Consider the following 20,163-nt stretch of genomic DNA (forward strand, 5'->3'; position numbering starts at 1 on the left):
GGCTTATCGTACGCCCAGCTTTTGCTGCAGGCTCGTGGACGACGTTGTGTACTGAAACACCAGCTTCTTGTCCGGGTGGACATAGCGATGCGCCTGCTGCGCCATCAGCGCCGCCTCGTGGAAGCCCGACAGAATCAGCTTCAGCTTGCCCGGATAGGTGTTGATGTCGCCGATGGCGAACACGCCCTGCTGCGAGCTTTCGAACTTCTCGGTGTCCACGACGATCAGGTTATCCTTCAACTCCAGTCCCCACTCCTCGACCGGACCGAGCTTCATCGTCAGCCCGAAGAAAGGCAGAAGGCGCGAAGCGGGCAGATCGAAGGTCGCCGTCTCGCCGTCGCGCTGACCTTTGACGGTCACCGCTTCCAGCTGACCGTCCGCGCCTTTCAGGCCCGTCACCTGGCCGATGGTGAAGTCCATCTTCCCTTCTTCGACGAGCTGGAACATCTTGTTCACGCTGTCTGGCGCGGCGCGGAACTTGTCGCGGCGGTGGATGAGCGTGACCTTTTTGGCGATCGGCTGCAGGTTCAGCGTCCAGTCCAGCGCCGAATCGCCGCCGCCGACGATCACGATGTCCTCGTCGCGGAAGTCCTCCATCCGGCGCACGGAATAGAACACCGATTTGCCTTCGAAATCCTCGATGCCGGGCAGTGGCGGGCGCTTCGGCGTAAACGAGCCGCCCCCGGCGGCGATGATGACGACCTTCGTTTCGATCACCGTGCCGGCGTCCGTGGTGACGACGAAGCCGTCGTCCGTCCGACGCAGGGTTTCCGCGCGCTGGCTGAGATGGAACTCCGGTTCGAATGGCTTGATCTGCTCCATCAGCCGATCGGTCAGTTCCTGGCCGGTCACGACCGGCAGCGCCGGAATGTCATAAATCGGCTTTTCCGGGTAAAGCTCGGTGCACTGTCCGCCCGGGCGGTCAAGGATGTCGACCAGATGCGCCTTGATGTCCAGCAGCCCCAGTTCGAACACCGCGAACAGGCCCACGGGCCCGGCGCCGATGATGAGAGCGTCGGTCTTCACCGCGCCTGAACCGTTGCTGCCGCTGAATTCCTGATACATGCCGTGGGCCCCGTCTGAAACTGCTGCTGTCGAAGGATACGATAAGGGTCGGACGTGGTTCAAACCTGCTCTTCGGGAACGTGGAGCACCAGCCCGTCCATCTCGTCGGTAAGGCGGATCTGGCAGCTCAGCCGACTATTCGGGCGCACGTCGAAGGCGAAGTCGAGCATGTCCTCTTCCATTTCGGAGGGGCCGCCGACGCGCTCGGTCCATTCCTCATCCACGTAGACATGGCATGTGGCGCAGGAACATGCGCCGCCGCATTCGGCCACAATTCCCGGGACACTGTTGGCGATTGCGGCTTCCATTGCCGTCTGCCCGCTTTTGGCCTCAACAACCTGCTTCGATCCGTCGGGTTGAATAAAGGTGATGGTCGGCATTCACTCGCTGCTCTCAGTTTTTGCTTTGCACGCATATGTATGTGAGCCGGACAGAGGTCGAGTGCAAGCCGGCAGGCGGCCTGCCGCGATGCTCGGGGACCGTCAACGCGCTCGCCCGCCTCTATAAGCGACGGGCGGGTCGTTTGCCAACCGCGCGGACCGCTTCTGCGTCTGATTGGAAGTCGAAGGGACGGATTCTCGCGCAGATTGATTCATCCCGCGCCAGCGTGCTGTCCGCTCAAGGATTTCTTTTTTTGGCCGCAAAAAGGCGGTAGACGCACACCTATAAGGGGAAGTATGCCTGATGCGGCGCTGCATCAGGAAAGGAAAAATGTGAACTTCGACGGGTTCTTGGGGCGAGGCATTTGGTTGCTGTTCATGGGCAGTGGTAGGCTTTCAGCGACTCGTCTGGGGGAGGGCGCGGGCGTATTCACGTTTCTGTCTTGCCTTGCTTCGTCACAACAATCGTCCTGAACGGATCGCGGAATGGCTCAAAATCCATCGAAATCCCACGGATCAGGCGGAAGCGCGGCCAAGGCCGGCGGCTTCAAGTCGAGCGGCAAGCTAAGTGGTGCGCAGGCGGCCCAGAAACAGGACGCGGGGCAGGGCAGCAGCGCAGCTGAGACACCCAGCGCCCCGCCGCCGCATGCCACGGCGCCGGGCACCGGCGCATCCGCTTCTGCCGCAGCGAAGAAGAGTGAGGCCGCTCCGGCCCAGGATACCCCCGCAGCCAAGGGGGGTGCGGCGCCCGGTAGGGCAAAATCCGACTCCTCCGGCAACGCCAAATCTGACTCCTCCACCGAGAGCAAGAGCGCGAAGACCATCTCAATGCCTTCGCGCCGGGCCCAGCGCAGCAGTGCGGATGAACGCGGCGCGTCGCAGAATGCATCGAGCGAAAGCAGTCGCGCCGCCGCCGGCCAGAGCGCGCGCGACGCCCGCAACCAGGCGCCGGCGCGCCGTAATGCGGCCTCCGCAGCGCGGGCGCCCGTCCCGGCCAATGATGACATGCCCTCCATCGGCGGGCTGGTTTATGCGCTGCAACAAAAGCCGTCGCGTTCGCCCTTCATGGTGGCGGGTATCGCCTCGGTGGTCTGGGCGATCCTCGGGACGGTCGTGGGCGTGTCGATGCTCAGCAAGTACGGCGGCGAGATCAACGGATTCGTCGATTTCTTCGCCAGTCCGGTGATGCTCGGCACGGTCGCCGGTACCGTGGTGCCGATCGCCATGTTCTGGTTTCTCGCCTACCTGATCTGGCGTGCGCAGGAACTGCGGATGATGTCCTCGGCAATGACCGAGGTCGCCGTGCGCCTCGCCGAGCCGGACAAAATGGCGGAGCAGTCGGTCGCCTCGCTGGGGCAGACGGTGCGGCGTCAGGTCGCGGCCATGAATGATGCCATCTCGCGTGCTCTCGGCCGCGCGGGCGAGCTTGAGGCCCTGGTGCACAACGAGGTCACGGCGCTGGAGCGTTCCTACAGCGAAAACGAGCACCGCATTCGCAGCCTCATCAACGAGCTTGCGAGCGAACGTGAGGCGCTGGCCAATAATAGTGCGCGGGTGAGTGAGGCGCTGCGCGGTATCGGCGGGGATGTTCGCCGCGAAATCGCCGCCGCCAGCGAGGAAGCCACGCAATCGCTGGCGCAGGCCACAAACAGCCTGTCCGACCAGATCACGGCCCGGGCGCAGAAGATCACCACCGCGGTCACGGAGGCCGGCGATGCGGTCGACGCCAAACTCGCCGAGCGCGGCGCGCAGGTGAACGAGCAGCTCACGAAACACAGCGCCAAGACCGTCGACAACATTCACCAGCAGAGTCTGCAGGTCACCACCGCGATCCAGCAGGCCTCTGACCGCGCTTCGGCGGCTATCTCGGCCAAGAGTAACAGTCTGGTTCACTCCGTCATGAGTATGAGTGAGCGTGTGGCTCAGGAGATCCCGGCGCTGCTCGACCGCCTGGGCGGCGAACAGCAGCGGCTGAACAGCATTATCTCTGACGCGACAACGAACCTTTCTGCGCTCGAGAATGCGCTTTCAGAGAAGACCAAGGCGCTGGACAGCAGCCTGAATGACAAGACCAAGGTGCTGCAGGGCGTGCTGGCGGAGCATTCGCAGGCCATCGACAGCTCGCTTTCCGAACGCACGCGCGCGCTTGAGGCGCTGCTTGGCCAGCGAGCAAAGGAGTTCCACAACACCATCGGTGCCGGAACCAAGCAGATCGAAGACTCCATCGTCTCGCGTGCGCAGGCGCTTGAGGAGGCGCTCAGCCGCCAGTCCGGCACGATCCGCGACACGCTCGATCAGCATGCTCAGACCATGGAGCAGTCGCTGTCGCGGCAGGCCGCCTATATTGAGCGTTCGGTCGGCCAGAGTTCGGAGAATATCGAGCGCGCGGTCAGCGAGCTGGCTGAGCGCACGGGCGCCAGTTCCGAGGCGCTGGAAGCTCAGGCCGAGACGCTGCGCCAGATGTCCAGCGGCATGCTGAACCAGATACAGAGCCTCACCAAGCGCTTCGAGGAGCAGGGCGCGACAATCATGAAGTCCGCCAAGGCGCTGGAGGTGTCCAACACCAAGGTCGACAGCGTCATGGAGCAGCGCCAGGCCCAGCTTGGCAAGCTGATCGAGTCCATCGGCAAGCGCGCCTCTGAACTCGACAAGATGATGCACAACTACTCCAGCATGCTTGAGGAGTCGCTTTCCCGCGCGGAGAACCGCGCACGCAACGTGACCGAGATGCTGGCGCAGGACTCGGCCGAAAAGAGCCAGTCTGCGGTCCGCGAGATCGAGAAGCTGCGATCGGAGACCCAGGCGCAGACTTTCGAGGCGATCGAGGAGTTGAAGTCGCGCTTCTCGGCCCTGTCGGAACAGATCGGCGAACAGTTGAACACGCTCACCTCGCGGTTCTCGGAAACATCCGAGACGGTCAAGGACACGACCCGGCGCGCGTCGATGGACCTGGAGACCACGAACTCCGAACTCCGCCGGCAGGCAAAGGCAATCCCGGAGACCACCCGCGAGAGTGCAACTGCCATGCGCAAGGCGCTGCAGGACCAGCTCGCCGCACTCGATTCGCTTTCGGACATCGCCAATCGTCATCGTTATTCCGCGGCCGTATCTCGCAGCGAAGAGCAGGCACCGCGCAGCGGCGGCGAGCGTCCGGCGCCGGTCCGCAAGGACAGCGGCGACTACCGCAGCGCACCGGCGCAGCCGCCCGCCGCGCGCCAGCGCGGCCGTGAGGATGACGCCTGGCCCACGCAGCGCAGTGCTTCGGCCCAGCTTCCGAAGCGGCGCACGTGGGACGAAGAAGCCACCCAAGGCGGGCGACGCAATCGTCCCGGTTCGCGGCCCGACGACGATTTCAGCGCGCTGACCGCAGGTTTGATCGAGCGGCTCGAAGGCAAGCCGCGGCAGCAGCGAGACATGGATGAGCGGTTCGGCGCGGAGGAAGAGGTTTCGGCGCGCGAGACCCGCGATAGCGGATCCGCACGTCAGCCGGCACCGCCGGAACCACAGGACGACGAGACCGCCGCGAAACCGGCCGGTGAATGGTCGCTGGGTGATCTGCTGGCGCGGGCGTCCGAGGCGGAGGAAGACGACGCGCTTTCATTCGATAATGATGGGTTCGGCGCGGATGAGCGCTTCGGCGGCGACGATCAATCCTACGGCCGGCCGCCGCAGATGGCGCCAGACCCGGCGCCGCGCCAGGAAAAACCTGCCCCGGAGGCTGATCGCGCCGACTTCAACATGAAGGACATTGCCGACGCCGTGGATCAGGACACCGTTGTCGAAGTCTGGAAGCGGTACCACCGCGGCGATCGGAGCGTCATAAGCCGCGACGTTTACAACCGCCAGGGGCAGTCGACCTTTGACCAGGTGCAGCGGCGCTATCGCAACGACTCGGCGTTCCGGCACATCGCGGACCGCTACATGGCGGATTTCGAGAAGGTGCTGAAAGACGCCAGCCAGGCCGGGCAGGACAGCAAGGCGTTGCAGAACTATCTCGTCTCGGAAACAGGCAAGATCTATCTGATGCTCGCGCACGCCAGCGGGCGGCTCGATTAAGTCCAGCCTCCGGCTGTAAGGCGCTTTAGCGGATGGGCGGGGCCGAAAGAAGCCCGCCCTCGCGCCATAGTCGGTTCAACCGGCGCTCACCGTCGAGGGGACTGTCTTCGCCAAGATTGCGCGCGAACAGTTCGCCGTAATTCCCGACCATTGCAATGATGTTGTAGGCCCACTGCGGATCGAGGCCGAGCGGCCTGCTGTCCCCGTCGGCGCCCACGAAGCCTCTGGCCAGAGGGCTGCTAGAGGTCGCGGAATCTTCGACATTATCCGAGTTGAGCGACAACGTCTCCGCAGCGATAAGGGCGAACAGCGTCCAGCGCACGATGTCCGCCCATTGCGGGTCTCCTTCACGCAGCGCCGGGCTGAGCGGCTCGATGCCAACCACGTCGCTCAGGATGAGGTGGGCGTCCGCTCGGTCGAGCCGTTGCCTCTGCGGATCCAGACTTGCGAGGTCGTCAGCGTACACGTCGCAGCGGCCTGCCTCGTAGGCCTGCAACGCGTCGGGCGCGTTCGCGAAGGAAACGAGCGTATGGGGCATGTTGTTGCGTCGGAAATAATCGGCGACATACAGCGCAGCGGGCCCGCCTTCTGTCACGCAGATGTCCGCGCCGGACAACTCCAGCGCGGTGGCCACGCCCAGACGACGCGGCACCATCAGGCCGTACGACGCATAATAAAGCGCACCGACCAAGCGTACACCCGCCTCGATATCGCGGCTAAAAGTCCAGGCATGGGGCGACGCGAGAATGTCGATTTCGCCAGCGCGTAGCGCTTCGAACGGCGCGTCCCGTTCGATCGGCACGAAAGCGACCCTCGTCGGATCAGCGAACACGGCGGCCGCGACCGCTCGGCAGAAATCGGGGAAAAGCCCTGTCCAGTTGCCTGCGCCATCCGATTCAGAAAGCCCTGGCCCGTCCGCGCTCACACCGCAGGTGACCGCGCCCCTGTCACGCACCTTGTCAAGCGTTCCCGCCTGCGCTGCGCCGATCCCGAGCACGAGCGCCATCACAAGCCATGCGAGCCGTGCCACCACTTTACCGCCTCTTGTCGGATTGGTGAGAAGACCGCGCCGACCGGCGCCCGCTCTGAATAACGGCTCGGCGCCGCTCTCCGCAATGGCAAATACAGGTCGGCCCGGCGCGTTTCCAGCCGGCGCCACCGGATCGCCACGTTCCCCCGCGTCTTGACCGATGCGCTGCAGGCGGGCACACAAAACGCCAAGGATGCAAGGAGACGGCATGGCTGAGGATCACGACGACGACGAAAACGGGCATGACGAGAGCGCGCTGACGCGTCTGGTGCATTCCGGGCGTGACGCCGGGGAACAGTTCGGCTTCGTCAATCCCCCGGTCGTGCGCGGCTCGACAGTACTGTTCCCCGATGTCGCCTCGCTGACATCCGGCGATGCGCGCTACACCTACGGCCGGCACGGCTCGCCGACAATCCGGCTGCTGGAGGAGGCGCTGGCCGAGCTGGAAGGTGGCGCCTGTACGCGGCTCGCCCCGTCCGGATTGGCGGCGATTTCCGCGGCGCTGCTCGCATTCGTGGAGGCCGGCGACCACGTCCTCGTCACCGACAGCGTCTACCGGCCGACGCGGCGTTTCTGCGACCGTGTGCTCAAGCGGCTCGGTGTGGAGACCGAATACTATGACCCAGTGATCGGTAAAGGCATCGAAGCGCTGATGCGCGAGAACACGCGGCTGGTCTTCACCGAAAGCCCTGGCTCGCAGAGCTTCGAGATGCAGGACATCCCGGCGATCGCGGCTGCGGCGCATGAGCGCGGCGCGTGGGTGCTCACCGACAACACCTGGGCGACGCCGCTATACTTCAAGCCGTTCGACCACGGTGTTGATGTCTCGATCCAGGCGGCGACGAAATACATCGTCGGCCATTCCGACGCGATGCTCGGCGCCATGACGGCGAACGCGCGCGCGGCTGACCGGGTCAAGGCGATCCATACCGATTTCGGCCTGTGTCCCGGGCCGGAGGACTGTTACCTCGCGCTGCGCGGGATGCGGACCATGGGCGTCCGGCTTGAGCGGCATCAGCAGGCGGGGCTGGAGATTGCGCGCTGGCTGTCCGGGCGGCCGGAGGTGTCGCGCGTGCTGCACCCCGGCTTGCCGGAGCATCCCGGCCACGCGATCTGGCAGCGCGACTATACCGGCGCGTCCGGTCTGTTCTCGGTGATCCTGCACCCAGCTTCGCGCGAGGCGGTCGCGGCAATGCTCGACGGTCTCAAGCTGTTTGGTCTCGGCTTTTCCTGGGGCGGGTTCGAAAGCCTCGTCGTGCCGTTCGATCCTTCGTCTTACCGCTCCGCGACGACCTGGAACCCCGAAGGTCCGGCGTTGCGCTTCCACATCGGGCTGGAGGACGTCGACGACCTCAAGAAGGATCTCGCCGCGGGCTTCGAACGGCTCAACGCATATCGCGGTTAAGAAAATGGCACCGCAGTTCCGTTATTCCTGAGCCGGTCTGCAACCAGTGAGGGACCGGCATGAGACTTTTTGATCCTGCCAACCGCACGCGCACGCCGCGCCACGCTCGCATCTGGGCGGTATGGGAAATCCTCTACACCGTGGTGGACTTCGCCGCGGCCTTCCTGTTCATCATCGGCTCGGTGTTCTTCTTCTACGCGAGCCTGACCTACACGGGCACCTGGATGTTTCTCATCGGCTCCATCTGTTTCGCTTTGAAACCGACCATCCGGCTGGTAAGGGAGTTGCAGTATCTCGCTATTGGCGATGTCGATGATGTGGCTGCGCGCCTGAGGGAGTAAGCGCGATCCGGAGAAGCCTGTCCCGGACGCGATTCGGGATGGGAGCCGGTTTTCGGATAAATCGCGCGCCTAAGGGACTAAAGCCGCTGGGGGGAGGACCATGATCGAGCTTGCGGTCGCCGCGCTTGCCTTCGTCGGTTTTCACTTGGTACCGTCTTCGCCGCTCCGAGGCTGGGCGGTGAAGCGTTTTGGCGAACCGGTCTATCTGCTGGCCTTTTCGGTCATCTCCACTGTCACCCTTGTCTGGCTCGTGATCGCCTTTTATGACGTGCCACGCGGCGCGCAGCTCTGGTATCCCGGCCCGATCTGGGTCTGGGTTCAGGCGATATTGCTCCTCTTTGCCTTTGCGCTCATCGCGGGCGGGCTGGGGCGGCCCAACCCCTCGTCGGTGGGTCAGGGCAAGGCGGTTCAGCGCGTTGACGTCTCCAAGGGAATCTTCGCGGTCACGCGCCACCCGGTGATGTGGGGCATTGGTATCTGGGGCGTGACTCACATCATCTCCCAGCCGAGCTTGCGCGCGCTTCTGTTCTTCGGGGCGCTCATTGTGGTGGCCCTGCTGGGCTCCTGGATGCAGGAACAGCGCAAGGCGCGGGAATTCGGGGAGGCCTGGGCGCGTTGGCGCGCGAAGACCTCATTCTGGCCGTTCGCAGCAATCATAGCCGGGCGTAACGAACTGAACCTCCGCGCGATCGGCTATCACCTGCTGGTCGCCGCGGTGCTGCTGTGGCTCGGCTTCCTCCACGGACACGCCTGGCTGTTCGGCGTGAACGTTTTGCCCTATCTTGGCTTCTGAAGACCAAGCCACCGCCGCGCTCATCCCGCCGCGGATGCCGCGCGTATCCGATATTGACCAATCACCCGGCAGTGTTAGATCACCCAGTATGACCGAGACCACGACGAAGCCCGCCAAGGCCAAAGGCAAGGATGCCAAGGCCAGCAAGAGTGCTGAGCCCGCCACGCCGCCGGGCGCGACACCGCTGGAGCGCATTCGCAACTTCTCCATCATCGCGCATATCGACCACGGCAAGTCCACGCTCGCCGACCGGTTGATTCAGATGTGCGGTGGCCTGACCGAGCGCGAGATGCGCGAGCAGGTGCTCGACTCCATGGACCTTGAGCGCGAGCGCGGCATCACCATCAAGGCGCAGACCGTGCGGCTGGAATACGCCGCGCCGGACGGCCAGACCTATCAGATCAACCTGATGGACACGCCGGGCCACGTGGATTTCTCCTATGAGGTCAGCCGCTCGCTGAAGGCGTGCGAGGGCGCGCTGCTGGTCGTGGACGCCAGCCAGGGCGTGGAGGCGCAGACGCTGGCGAACGTCTACCAGGCGCTGGATAACGACCTCGAAATCATCCCCGTCCTGAACAAGATCGACCTGCCGGCCGCCGAGCCGGAGCGGGTGCGCGCGCAGATCGAGGATGTGATCGGGCTGGAGGCGCATGACGCGCTGGAAATCTCGGCGAAAACCGGGCTGGGTGTGTCAGACGTGCTGGATGCGATCATTCACCGGCTGCCGCCGCCCGAGGGCGACGATCAGGCGCCGCTCAAGGCGCTGCTGGTGGATAGCTGGTATGACACCTATCTCGGCGTCGTCGTGCTGCTGCGCGTGTTCGATGGACGGATCAAGAAAGGCCAGCGCATCCGCTTCATGTCGAACGGCGCGGTCTACACGGTCGACCGGGTGGGCATTTTCCGTCCCGGCAAACAGACGGTGGATGAACTGGCAGCGGGCGAGATTGGCTTCCTCACCGCCTCGATCAAGGAGGTGGCGGAAACCAATGTCGGCGACACGATCACCGACGACAAGCGCCCCTGCGACAAGCCGCTGACCGGCTACAAGGAGAGCCAGCCGGTGGTGTTCTGCGGGCTGTTCCCGGTGGACTCCTCGCAGTTCGAGCAGCTACGCGAGGCGGTCGGGCGGCTGCGGCTCAACGACGCCAGCTTCCAGTTCGAGATGGAGAACTCCGCCGCGCTGGGCTTCGGCTTCCGCTGTGGCTTCCTCGGCCTGCTGCACCTGGAGATCATCCGCGAGCGGATCGAGCGCGAATTCGGCATCGAGCTGATCACGACCGCGCCGAGCGTGGTCTATCACCTGTACATGACGAACGGCGAGATGCGCGAGCTGCACAACCCCGCGGACATGCCCGACCCGGTGCATGTCGACCACGTCGAAGAGCCCTGGATCGAGGCGACCATCCTTGTGCCGGACGACTATCTTGGCGCGGTGCTCAAGCTGTGTGAGGACCGCCGCGGGCGGCAGAAGACGCTGACCTATGCCGGCAACCGGGCGATGGTGGTGTATGAGCTGCCGCTGAACGAGGTGGTGTTCGACTTCTACGACCGGCTGAAGTCGGTCACGCGCGGCTATGCCTCCTTCGACTACAACTGGATTGGCTATGAAACGGGCGAGCTGGTCAAGATGTCGATACTGGTGAACGAGGAGCCGGTCGACGCGCTGGCGATGATCGTGCACCGCAGCCGGGCGGAACTGCGCGGGCGCGCGATGTGCGAGAAGCTCAAGGAGCTGATCCCGCGGCACATGTTCAAGATCCCGGTACAGGCGGCGATCGGCGGGCGGGTGATCGCGCGCGAGACCATCGCGGCGATGCGCAAGGACGTGACGGCGAAGTGCTACGGCGGCGACGTGACGCGCAAGCGCAAGCTGCTGGAGAAGCAGAAGGCCGGCAAGAAGAAGATGCGCCAGTTCGGCAAGGTGGAGATCCCGCAGGACGCGTTCATCGCCGCGCTGAAGATGGACGGGGATTAGACAATTCAATCAAACTATTATATTCCCTCGAACAGGAATGTCTGCGAATAAGTTTAGGCTGGCGATCTTACGTAGACTTTCTCGTTAACAATAGCAGAAAAACCTAAAACGCACTGTTAGAAACGATGCCTCGTAGTGAAATTCGGGATAGCGTAGTTAATCAACTACTTGAGAAAGCGGCCAATCAGAACTACAAACAGTACCTTCCGAAAATGGAGCTGGTAAAGATTCGCGGCTTCGAGAGCGAACCGGTTTCTTTTGATTTTCCAGTTACTGCGTTAATTGGTCCCAACGGAGGGGGGAAGACCACAATTCTGGGCGCCGCTGGATGTGCCTATAAATCCGTATCTCCAAGAAGATTTTTTGCAAAGAGCGGCATATACGACGAAAGCATGCAGGATTGGGAAATACAATATGATATAATCGACCGAGAAATTAACCCAAAAGGCGTATTCGGGCGTACCGCGAATTTCAGAAACCTTCGATGGAATCGGGATGCGCCAGATAGACCAGTATTGATATTTGGCGTTAGTCGTACTGTTCCGGCTAACGAAAAAAGCGAGTTGGCAAAATGCGCTAGGGGGAGCTTTAGCGTCCCAAAAGAAAGAGTTCTTGACTTTCCAGGAGAGGTTAGCTCGCAAGTTTCTCGAATACTAGGTAAGGATGTATCGAGCTTTCAACGATTGCTCATTGATGATGACGGTAAGGTCGTACTTCTGACGGGTAAAACCGAAGACGGGCATCAATATTCCGAATTCCATTTCGGTGCTGGCGAATCTAGCATCATGCGTATGATCGCGGAAATTGAGTCGGCCGAAGATAATAGTTTGATATTGATAGAGGAAATTGAGAACGGACTTCATCCGGTGGCAACGCAAAGGATGGTTGAGTATCTGATTGACGTAGCAGAAAGGAAGAAAACGCAGACAATATTTACTACTCACTCTGATGATGCATTGAGGTCGCTCCCTGATAAAGCTATTTGGGTGGCGCAAAATAATCGAGCCTTTCAAGGTAAGCTTGAGGTGGGTTCCCTTAGGGCGATCACGGGGCAGGTGGAAGCGCGTCTGGTCATTTTCGTTGAAGATAATTTCGCCAAGATATGGGTCGAAAGCATGCTCAGAGAGCTCGAGAATTTCGACATGGGAGAGGTTGAGACGCACGCAATGGAAGGAGATGGAATGGCTGTCTCCATCAACCACTACCATAACAAAAATCCATCTGTTCGCATGCCTTCCATCTGCTTTGTAGACGGAGATTCCCAGTACGGAGAAGATCCGGAAAATCACGTGTACAAACTACCAGGCGAAATGCCGGAGTCCTATGTCTTTGACGAAGTGATGTCGATGGAAAATGTTATTGGAGGGAAGCTATCGGTGGCTCTTCTTCAAGGATACGAAGATCACGACAAAGTCATGAGACTCTGCAGAGATATACGTCGAGACAACAGAGATGCGCACTTACTTTATGCGCAGTTGGGCGAAAAACTTGGATTTGTACCAGAAGTGACTGTGGCACATGCTTTTTGTTCAATCTGGGCGCAAAGTAATGTTGATACGGTTCGCACCATTTTAGAGCCGGTGGTGCATGTGATGAGCACTACGGGATGAACGGTAACCGTCCTAGCCGATTGACTGAGACGAGTGGAGCGTCTCGCCCCTACGCCCGCGCGAATCGCTTGAACTTGATCCGGTGCGGCTCGACCGCCGCATCGCCCAATCGGCGCCGCTTGTCCTCCTCGTAGTCCTCAAAATTCCCCTCGAACCACTCCACATGGCTGTCGCCCTCAAACGCCAGCATGTGCGTCGCGATCCTATCGAGGAAAAAGCGATCATGGCTGATGACCATCACGCAGCCGGGGAAATCCTCCAGCGCGGCCTCCAGCGCCGACAGCGTCTCCACGTCGAGGTCGTTGGTCGGTTCGTCGAGCAGCAGCAGGTTCGCGCCTTCCTTCAGCATCTTGGCCAGATGCACGCGGTTGCGCTCGCCGCCCGATAGCTGGCCGACCTTCTTCTGCTGGTCGCCGCCGCGGAAGTTGAACCAGCCGACATAGGCGCGGCTCTGCACCTCGCGCTTGCCGAGTTGGATGACGTCGTTGCCGCCGGAAATCTCCTCCCAGACGGTCTTGTTCGGGTCGAGCGCGTCGCGCGACTGGTCCACATAGCCGAGCTGCACCGTGTCGCCGAGACGAAGCGTGCCGCCATCGGGCGTCTCCTGCCCGGTAATCATGCGGAACAGCGTCGTCTTGCCAGCGCCGTTCGGGCCGATCACGCCGACGATGCCGCCCGGCGGCAGCTTGAAGCTGAGATCGTCGATCAACAGCTCGTCGCCGAAGCCCTTGCGCAGATTCTCGGCCTCCAGAACGCTGCTGCCCAGTCGCGGACCCGGCGGGATCTGGATATATGCGCGGCCCACCTTCTCGTTGCCGGCCTGCGCGGCGAGTTCCTCATAGGCCTTGATGCGCGCCTTCGACTTGGCCTGCCGGGCCTTGGGGCTTGCCTGGATCCACTCCAGCTCGCGGGCCAGCGTGCGCTTGCGCGCCTCTTCCTCGCGGCCCTCAAGCTCCATGCGCTTCTGCTTCTGCTCCAGCCAGGAGGAATAGTTGCCCTGGTACGGGATGCCCTTGCCGCGGTCGAGTTCGAGGATCCAGCCGGTGACGTTGTCGAGGAAGTAGCGGTCGTGGGTCACGAGCACGACGGTGCCCGAATAGTCGCGCAGGAATTTTTCGAGCCAGGCCACCGTCTCGGCGTCGAGGTGGTTGGTCGGCTCGTCCAGCAGGATCATGTCGGGCTTCGACAGCAGCAGCTTGCAAAGCGCAACGCGCCGCCGCTCACCGCCTGACAACGCGGAGACATCCGCTTCGCCAGGAGGACAGCGCAGCGCGTCCATTGCCTGTTCGACCTGGGCATCGAGATCCCAGAGGTCGAGCCGGTCGATCTCGTCCTGCAGCGCGGCCATCTCCTCGGCCGTCTCGTCGGAATAATCCATCGCCAGCTCGTTGAAGCGGTCGAGCTTGGCCTTCTTGTCGGCGACGCCTTCCATGACGTTGCCCATGACGTCCTTTGACTCGTCGAGCTGCGGCTCCTGCGGCAGATAGCCGACGCGCACGCCTTCCGCGGCCCAGGCCTCGCCGGTGAATTCCGTGTCGAGACCGGCCATGATGCGCAGCAACGTCGATTTACCGGCGCCGTTGACGCCGACGACGCCGATCTTCGCGCCGGGCAGGAAGGACAGCGAAATGTTGTTCAGGACGGTCTTGCCGCCGGGATAGCTCTTCGACAGGCCGTTGAGCACATAGACATACTGTTGCGCCATGGACTTATAAGGTCTCCGCTTGCGTGAGTTCTGATTGAATCGGCGATATAGCACGCCAGCGCGCAGTATCGCCAGCCGTGCCTGCGGGGATCGCCGGTTATTCCGCGGCCAGGCCGGGCACACGCACCTGTGCGATTACGGTGCGCAGCGCGGCCGGTTTCACGGGTTTGCGCAACAGCCGGTAGCCGGCCGCGCGCACCTCGTCCTGAACTTCCGGCGAGCGGTCCGCCGTCACGATCACGCCGGCGGTCTCGCGGTTCAGGCTGCGCGATAGCGATGCGATTGCTTCGCAGCCCGAGCCCTCGTTCAGGTGGTAATCCGCAATAATGATATGGGGCGTGACGCCCTGGGCGTGAAGCACCACCGCCGCTTCGTTCTCGTCAAGCGCGGTGATCACCTCGCAGCCCCAGCTTTTCAGCAGGACTTCCATACCCTCAAGGATCGCGGCCTCGTTGTCGATGCACAGCACGCGCACGCCCTGCATGTCGCCGATCTGGCGCGGGGCTTCGGCGGCCGGCCGCGCGCGGATGGCCTCGGGCTCTGCGACTGGCACAGTGACCGAAAAGACAGAGCCGTGCCCGGGTTGAGATTTGAGCTTGATCGGGTGCGACAGGACCCGCCCCATGCGTTCGACGATCGACAGGCCCAGCCCGAGCCCGCGCACCGTCGAGGCGTGCTGGTCGAGCCGCAGGAACTCCTTGAAGACCAGCGATTGCTGCGCCATCGGAATTCCCGCCCCGGTATCGTGCACCTCCAGGCGAACCGTCTCGCCGTCACGGCGGCAGCCGACCAGCACCCGGCCGTGCTCAGTGTATTTTATCGCGTTGGAGAGCAGGTTCTGCAGTATCCGGCGCAGGAGGCGCGCATCCGATGTCACCCAGACGCTTGATGGCATGATCACCAGCTGGAGGCCGCGCTCTTCGGCCATCGGCGCGAATTCGAGCTGAAGCTGTTTCAGCAGGTCGTTCACCGATACCGCGCCGAACTCTGGCCGCAGCGCGCCAGTGTCGAGCCGGGAGATGTCCAGAAGCGTGTTGAGGATGTCCTCCACCGCTGTCAGCGCCGCGTCGATGTTCCCGGCCAACCGTCCCGAATCGCCCTGCATGTCGCGCTCGACCAGGCTGGTCGCGTAAAGCCGCGCGGCGTTCAGCGGCTGCAGGATGTCGTGGCTTGCCGCGGCAAGAAAGCGCGTCTTGTCCAGGTTGGCTTCATCCGCGCGCGCCTTGGCTTCTTTCAGCGCCTCGTTCAGCTTGGTCAACTCGGCCGTGCGCTCCTTCACGCGGTGCTCCAGTTCGGCCTTGGAGCGCTCCAGCGCCTCGGCCGCCGCCACCCGGTCGGTGATGTCCGTCATCGAGGTGACGATGCCGCCCTGAGGCATGGCATTGGTGCGCACTTCGATGACGCGCTGGTCGCTGTGCAACCGTTCCTGAAAGGTCTCCATCGTCACGACGAAACGGCGCAGCCGGTCCGCGACGATGCTCTCCGTCTCGCCGGGGCCGAGATCACCGGACTGGGCCATTACCCGAACGATCTGGTCGAGGGGCACGCCGACCTGTCCCACCTCGGGCGGCAGACCCAGCACCTCGCGGAACTGGCGGTTCCAGCAGATCAACCGCATGTCCTTGTCGAACACGGCGATGCCCTGACGGACCTGGTCGAGCGCCTGCTGGAGCAGATCCCGATTGTACTGGATCGCCTCCGAGGCATCGTCGAGCAGCTTCAGGGCCGAGGTGCTGCCGACGTCATGCCGGCGCAGCGCCAGCGAGAACACCAACCGTGACGAGGCGGCGCCGATCGCGCTGGCCAGCAGCTTCTCGGAGTAGCGCACCCAGTGAATGTCGGCCACCGTTTCCTCCGATAGCGGGGCGCCGCGGCGCCGCGCATAATCCTCGAAGCAGCGCGTCGTCCGTTCATCGCCCAGATAGCGCGCCACCGTGGCGTGCAGATCCGCCACCTTAACCTTTTCCCGCCAGGGCCGCAGGCCGTGGGCCGGCGCACTGGGGCGCTCGTCGATGAAGCGGGTTGCCTGCAGGCGCTCGATCGGCTCGGGGGGACGCAACAGTGAGACCGAGATATAGGCCATGATGTTGAAGATCAGGCTCCAGAACACCCCGTGTGTCAGCGGCTCGAAGCTCATGTTGAACAGCATCTGCGGCCTGAGAAGGCTGATGCCGAAGGGGCCGGTTTCGATCAGCTCCGGCCCGATCACGCCGGCCTTGGCCAGGAAGGGGAGCAGCAGCGTGTAGGACCACACCAGGAAGCCCGCGAAGATACCCGCGAGCGCGCCACGCGCCGTCGCGCCGCGCCACATCAGCCCGCCGAAGAAGGCCGGGCCGAGCTGCGCGATCGCCGCAAAGGACAACAGACCGATATCCGCCAGACCGGAGGAACCGCCGATCATGCGGTAGAAGACATAGGTCAGCAGAAGGATGGCGAAGATCGCGCCGCGCCGGACATGCAGAAGTACCCGGCCCATGTCCCTGCGGTCGAAAACGGTGACCTTGCGCCGCTGAAGGATCAGCGGGACGATCAGGTCGTTGCAGATCATGATCGACAGCGCGACCGAGGCGACGATCACCATAGCCGTCGCTGCTGAAAGGCCGCCAACGAAGGCGATCATGCCGATCGTGTGCGCGCCCTCGGACAGCGGCAGCGAAAGCAGATACATGTCTGCATTTGCCCCGCCCTGGCCGAAGGTCACTAGCCCGGCGATCGCCACTGGCACGACGAACAGGTTGATGAGCACCAGGTAAAGCGGAAACAGCCAGATCGCGCGGTGCACCTCGTTCGGCGTGTTGTTCTCGACGACCATGACGTGGAACTGACGCGGCAGCAGAATGATGCAGGTTGCACTGAGCAGCGTGATGGTCATCCAGGTGCCGCCGTTGAAGCCGCGGCTGAACAGCTCCGAGACCTGCGGGTCGGCCGCCGCCCGGTCCAGTAGCGGGCCGAGACCGCCCATCATGGCGAAGGTGATGTAGGCGCCGACGACAATGAAGGCGACGAGCTTGACGACCGACTCCATCGCGATCGCCAGCATCAGCCCTTCCTGGTGCTCGGTCGCGTCGATATGGCGGGTGCCGAAGAGGATGGCGAACACGGCCATCAACACCGCGATGATGAAGGCGATGTCGACGTGATCGGGTGGCCCGCTGCCGGCGTTGAGAGGGTTCGCCGGCCCCAGCATGGTCTTCACGGAGACCGAAACCGCTTCGAGTTGCAGCGACAGATAGGGCAGGGTGCCCATCACGATCAGCACCGTGACCACAGCGGCAAGCGGCGCGCTCTTACCGTAGCGGGCGGCCAGGAAGTCGGCGACCGAGGTAATGTTCTGGCTCTTGGCGATGCGGATGATGCGGCTGATGAGCGGGGCGCCCAGCGCGAGCACGAGGATCGGGCCGACATAGACGGGCAGGAAGTCAAGCCCGGTGCGCGCGGACAGGCCGATGCTGCCGAAAAAGGTCCACGACGTGCAGTAGACCGCGAGCGATAGCGCGTAGATCGTCGGGCGATCGCGCCGGGACGGGCGCTTGGCGGCGAGATGGTCGCCATAGTAGGCAACCGCGAAGAGGATGCCTAAATAAAGAATTGCGGCGGCGACGATGATCCAGCCGTCGAGCATGGCGGTCCCAAGGTTGGCGCGCCGCAAAAGCCGCGGCGGCACAGACTCTTACTTCAACGTTGCAAGCTTACAGGCGCGGCCGCTGCTTTGAAAACACCGATTTTTCCGGTGGTTGCGCTAGCCCTGATCTGTGAGCGCCCAAACGACGCGCACGCGCACCTTGATCTCGGTCTCCCCCGCTTCGATCGGCACGTCGCCTTCCGCCTTGGCGGCCATGGCGCGGAAGCGCGGCTCTGGACCGCCGTCCATGGTGACTTCCTCGATCTTGAGGACTTCGCCGACCGAGGTGCCGGCGGCCTTCGCGTAAAGCTCGGCCCGTTCGCGGGCGGTTTCGATCGCCTGGACCCGGGCCTTGTCCATCAGCGCCTCCGGCTCGCTGACCGAGAAGCTGATGCCGCCGATCTGATTGGACCCGAAGCTGACGACCTTGTCGAGCACCTCGCCGAGTCGGCCGATCTCGCGCACGGTGATGCGGATCGAGTTGACCACGCGGTAGCCGGAAATGACCGATGGTTTGCCGTCGTCAAAATGCTGATAGCGCGGGTGGACGGAGAAATTCGTCGTCTGGATGTCCTTGCTGGCGATGTCTTTTTCCTTCAGCGCCTCGATCACCTTGGCCATCGCCGCATTGTTGTCGTCCATCGCGCTGCGGGCGTTTTCAGCCTCGCTGACGACCCCGACCGTGATGTGCGCCGTATCGGGGCGGACGTTAACGCTGCCCGTTGCACTGAGTGAAAGGGTGCGCTGCTCCGGATCAACCGACTGCGCGACCGCGGGCGCCGACTCGCTGATGGCGGCCACGGCGGCGAGGAGTGTGACAACGGCGAAAACGACTGAACTGCGGGTGATCATGAGGGCCTTCCGTTTGGATGATCTGCCTGCTGGCGCGGGCCGCAAAGCATGTCGAGGCCGCGGTCGCGCCAGTTGCGAAAAACGCTGTCTACGGTTAGCGCATAGGACAAAATTGCTATAGAGTCGAGCACCTGCCGACACCGGGCCCGTAGCTCAACTGGTCAGAGCCGACGGCTCATAACCGTCTGGTTGCAGGTTCGAGTCCTGCCGGGCCCACCATTTGCAAAACTGTGAAAAATCTTGCCGAACCGGCTGCCAGATAATCGGCTCAGCCGATCCCACCCTTCTTTCCGGACGCCGCCCCCTCCGCGCGCAGCGCGTTGAGCGCCTTGCGGAATTCCGCCTCCCTTCCCGGCGGCACCTTCGGATAGGTCACGCCCAGGCCCTCGACCGCCTCCACAATGACATGGCTGACCAGCGCGCGCATGAGCCATTTGTTGTCGGCGGGGATGACGTACCAGGGCGCCCATTCGGTGCTGGTCGCGGTGATCAGCTCTTCATAAGCGTGTTGATAGTCGTCCCAATGCGCGCGCTCGTAGAGGTCGTTCGCGGAGAATTTCCAGAGCTTTTTCGGTTTTGTCAGCCGCCGGACGAAGCGTTGCCGCTGCTCCTCCTTCGAGACGTTCAGGAAAAACTTGAGGATGACCGTACCGTTGCGAGTCATGTGCCGCTCGAAGGCGTTGATATCCTCGAATCGGGCCGCCCAGAAGTCGCTGCCGTTCGGCGCGGCCGGCAGGCGCTGGCGCTGCACGAGTTCAGGATGGACGCGCACCACGAGCACTTCCTCGTAGTAGGAGCGATTGAAGATACCGATGCGCCCGCGCTCCGGAACGTCGCGCCAGTAACGCCACAGAAAATTATGGTCCAGTTCCTCGGCCGAGGGCTGCTTGAAGCTGAACACCTGACAGCCCTGCGGGTTCACACCGGACATGACTTGCTTGATGGTGCTATCCTTGCCCGCGGCGTCCATCGCCTGGAGCAGGATGAGCACGGAGAAGCGGTCGTCGGCGTAGAGCTTCTCCTGGGCCTTGGCGAGCAAGCGCCGCTGCGCCTTCACATATTTCTTGGCACGCTTCTTGAGGCCCGCGCCAGTGAGGCCGTCGACCCGGCCAGAGCCCTCCCATGACGGTTGGTGATCGCTCAGGCTGAACCCGCCATCGGTGCCTGCGCGAATTTGATTGGTGGTGTCTGGCCTCAGCATCTGTACCCGATTCCGGTTCGGCCTCGGTGAGGCGCTGTCACCCATCTTCTGCCGGCCCGGGCAGGGCGTCAACTTGCGCGGTCGGAAGGGGCCAGGCGCGCCAAGGCAATCCAATAAGGTGAGGC

Annotated in this window: 13 protein-coding genes and 1 tRNA gene; 7 read left to right on the top strand and 7 right to left on the bottom strand. The window is 62.9% G+C overall.

What is annotated here, in order from left to right:
- Positions 1 to 3 precede the first annotated feature (3 nt).
- Positions 4 to 1,065: an NAD(P)/FAD-dependent oxidoreductase gene (locus tag BXY53_RS04785; protein WP_119060741.1), complete on the bottom strand. Its 1,062-nt coding sequence runs from the start codon at positions 1,063 to 1,065 to the stop codon at positions 4 to 6.
- 59 nt (positions 1,066 to 1,124) lie between these two features.
- Positions 1,125 to 1,445 carry a 2Fe-2S iron-sulfur cluster-binding protein gene (locus tag BXY53_RS04790; protein ID WP_119060742.1) on the bottom strand — a complete coding sequence of 107 codons (321 nt, stop codon included), beginning with the start codon at positions 1,443 to 1,445 and terminating at the stop codon, positions 1,125 to 1,127.
- Between the two features lie 828 nt (positions 1,446 to 2,273).
- On the opposite strand from BXY53_RS04790, the gene BXY53_RS04800 reads away from it, so the two are divergent.
- On the top strand, positions 2,274 to 5,501 hold the full coding sequence (locus BXY53_RS04800) for a hypothetical protein (protein ID WP_119060744.1): 3,228 nt from the start codon (positions 2,274 to 2,276) through the stop codon (positions 5,499 to 5,501).
- 25 nt (positions 5,502 to 5,526) lie between these two features.
- Here BXY53_RS04800 and BXY53_RS04805 read toward each other — a convergent pair whose 3' ends face one another.
- Positions 5,527 to 6,531, bottom strand: coding sequence for a transporter substrate-binding domain-containing protein (locus BXY53_RS04805; protein WP_245410358.1), 1,005 nt, complete (start codon positions 6,529 to 6,531; stop codon positions 5,527 to 5,529).
- Between the two features lie 208 nt (positions 6,532 to 6,739).
- On the opposite strand from BXY53_RS04805, the gene metC reads away from it, so the two are divergent.
- The 5 genes from metC (at position 6,740) to BXY53_RS04830 (ending at position 12,658) form a co-directional block, all read left to right on the top strand.
- Positions 6,740 to 7,936: a cystathionine beta-lyase gene (gene metC / locus BXY53_RS04810; RefSeq protein WP_119060746.1), complete on the top strand. Its 1,197-nt coding sequence runs from the start codon at positions 6,740 to 6,742 to the stop codon at positions 7,934 to 7,936.
- Between the two features lie 59 nt (positions 7,937 to 7,995).
- Positions 7,996 to 8,277 (top strand): YrhK family protein, encoded by a 282-nt coding sequence (locus tag BXY53_RS04815; RefSeq protein WP_119060747.1) that lies wholly within the window; start codon positions 7,996 to 7,998, stop codon positions 8,275 to 8,277.
- Between the two features lie 100 nt (positions 8,278 to 8,377).
- Positions 8,378 to 9,070 (top strand): NnrU family protein, encoded by a 693-nt coding sequence (locus BXY53_RS04820; RefSeq protein WP_119060748.1) that lies wholly within the window; start codon positions 8,378 to 8,380, stop codon positions 9,068 to 9,070.
- Positions 9,071 to 9,158: 88 nt separating this feature from the next.
- Positions 9,159 to 11,048, top strand: a complete 1,890-nt coding sequence (gene lepA, locus BXY53_RS04825; RefSeq protein ID WP_119060749.1) for a translation elongation factor 4 — start codon at positions 9,159 to 9,161, stop codon at positions 11,046 to 11,048.
- Between the two features lie 125 nt (positions 11,049 to 11,173).
- Entirely contained in the window at positions 11,174 to 12,658 is a 1,485-nt protein-coding gene (locus tag BXY53_RS04830) for an ATP-dependent nuclease (protein ID WP_119060750.1), read from the top strand.
- 49 nt (positions 12,659 to 12,707) lie between these two features.
- Here the strand turns inward: BXY53_RS04830 and ettA are convergent, their stop codons facing one another.
- The 3 genes from ettA to BXY53_RS04845 form a co-directional block, all read right to left on the bottom strand.
- Complete coding sequence (gene ettA, locus BXY53_RS04835; RefSeq protein ID WP_119060751.1) at positions 12,708 to 14,363, bottom strand: energy-dependent translational throttle protein EttA; 1,656 nt, start codon at positions 14,361 to 14,363, stop codon at positions 12,708 to 12,710.
- 97 nt (positions 14,364 to 14,460) lie between these two features.
- Positions 14,461 to 17,985, bottom strand: a complete 3,525-nt coding sequence (locus BXY53_RS04840) for a hybrid sensor histidine kinase/response regulator (protein ID WP_119060752.1) — start codon at positions 17,983 to 17,985, stop codon at positions 14,461 to 14,463.
- 117 nt (positions 17,986 to 18,102) lie between these two features.
- Complete coding sequence (locus BXY53_RS04845; RefSeq protein ID WP_119060753.1) at positions 18,103 to 18,837, bottom strand: SIMPL domain-containing protein; 735 nt, start codon at positions 18,835 to 18,837, stop codon at positions 18,103 to 18,105.
- Positions 18,838 to 18,979: 142 nt separating this feature from the next.
- Between BXY53_RS04845 and BXY53_RS04850 the strand changes: the two genes are divergently transcribed.
- Positions 18,980 to 19,056: transfer RNA gene (locus tag BXY53_RS04850), tRNA-Ile, on the top strand.
- 49 nt (positions 19,057 to 19,105) lie between these two features.
- Here the strand turns inward: BXY53_RS04850 and BXY53_RS04855 are convergent.
- Positions 19,106 to 20,038 (bottom strand): polyphosphate kinase 2 family protein, encoded by a 933-nt coding sequence (locus tag BXY53_RS04855; RefSeq protein ID WP_119060754.1) that lies wholly within the window; start codon positions 20,036 to 20,038, stop codon positions 19,106 to 19,108.
- Positions 20,039 to 20,163 lie beyond the last annotated feature (125 nt).

The sequence above is a fragment of the Dichotomicrobium thermohalophilum genome, assembly GCF_003550175.1.
Taxonomy (GTDB): domain Bacteria; phylum Pseudomonadota; class Alphaproteobacteria; order Rhizobiales; family Rhodomicrobiaceae; genus Dichotomicrobium; species Dichotomicrobium thermohalophilum.

Bases quoted from the DNA above. Each gene is read 5' to 3' on its own strand.
- BXY53_RS04785 (WP_119060741.1), bottom strand. From the start codon at position 1,065: ATGTATCAGGAATTCAGCGGCAGCAACGGTTCAGGCGCGGTGAAGACC.
- BXY53_RS04790 (WP_119060742.1), bottom strand. From the start codon at position 1,445: ATGCCGACCATCACCTTTATTCAACCCGACGGATCGAAGCAGGTTGTT.
- BXY53_RS04800 (WP_119060744.1), top strand. From the start codon at position 2,274: ATGCCTTCGCGCCGGGCCCAGCGCAGCAGTGCGGATGAACGCGGCGCG.
- metC (WP_119060746.1), top strand. From the start codon at position 6,740: ATGGCTGAGGATCACGACGACGACGAAAACGGGCATGACGAGAGCGCG.
- BXY53_RS04815 (WP_119060747.1), top strand. From the start codon at position 7,996: ATGAGACTTTTTGATCCTGCCAACCGCACGCGCACGCCGCGCCACGCT.
- BXY53_RS04820 (WP_119060748.1), top strand. From the start codon at position 8,378: ATGATCGAGCTTGCGGTCGCCGCGCTTGCCTTCGTCGGTTTTCACTTG.
- lepA (WP_119060749.1), top strand. From the start codon at position 9,159: ATGACCGAGACCACGACGAAGCCCGCCAAGGCCAAAGGCAAGGATGCC.
- BXY53_RS04830 (WP_119060750.1), top strand. From the start codon at position 11,174: ATGCCTCGTAGTGAAATTCGGGATAGCGTAGTTAATCAACTACTTGAG.
- ettA (WP_119060751.1), bottom strand. From the start codon at position 14,363: ATGGCGCAACAGTATGTCTATGTGCTCAACGGCCTGTCGAAGAGCTAT.
- BXY53_RS04840 (WP_119060752.1), bottom strand. From the start codon at position 17,985: ATGCTCGACGGCTGGATCATCGTCGCCGCCGCAATTCTTTATTTAGGC.
- BXY53_RS04845 (WP_119060753.1), bottom strand. From the start codon at position 18,837: ATGATCACCCGCAGTTCAGTCGTTTTCGCCGTTGTCACACTCCTCGCC.
- BXY53_RS04855 (WP_119060754.1), bottom strand. From the start codon at position 20,038: ATGCTGAGGCCAGACACCACCAATCAAATTCGCGCAGGCACCGATGGC.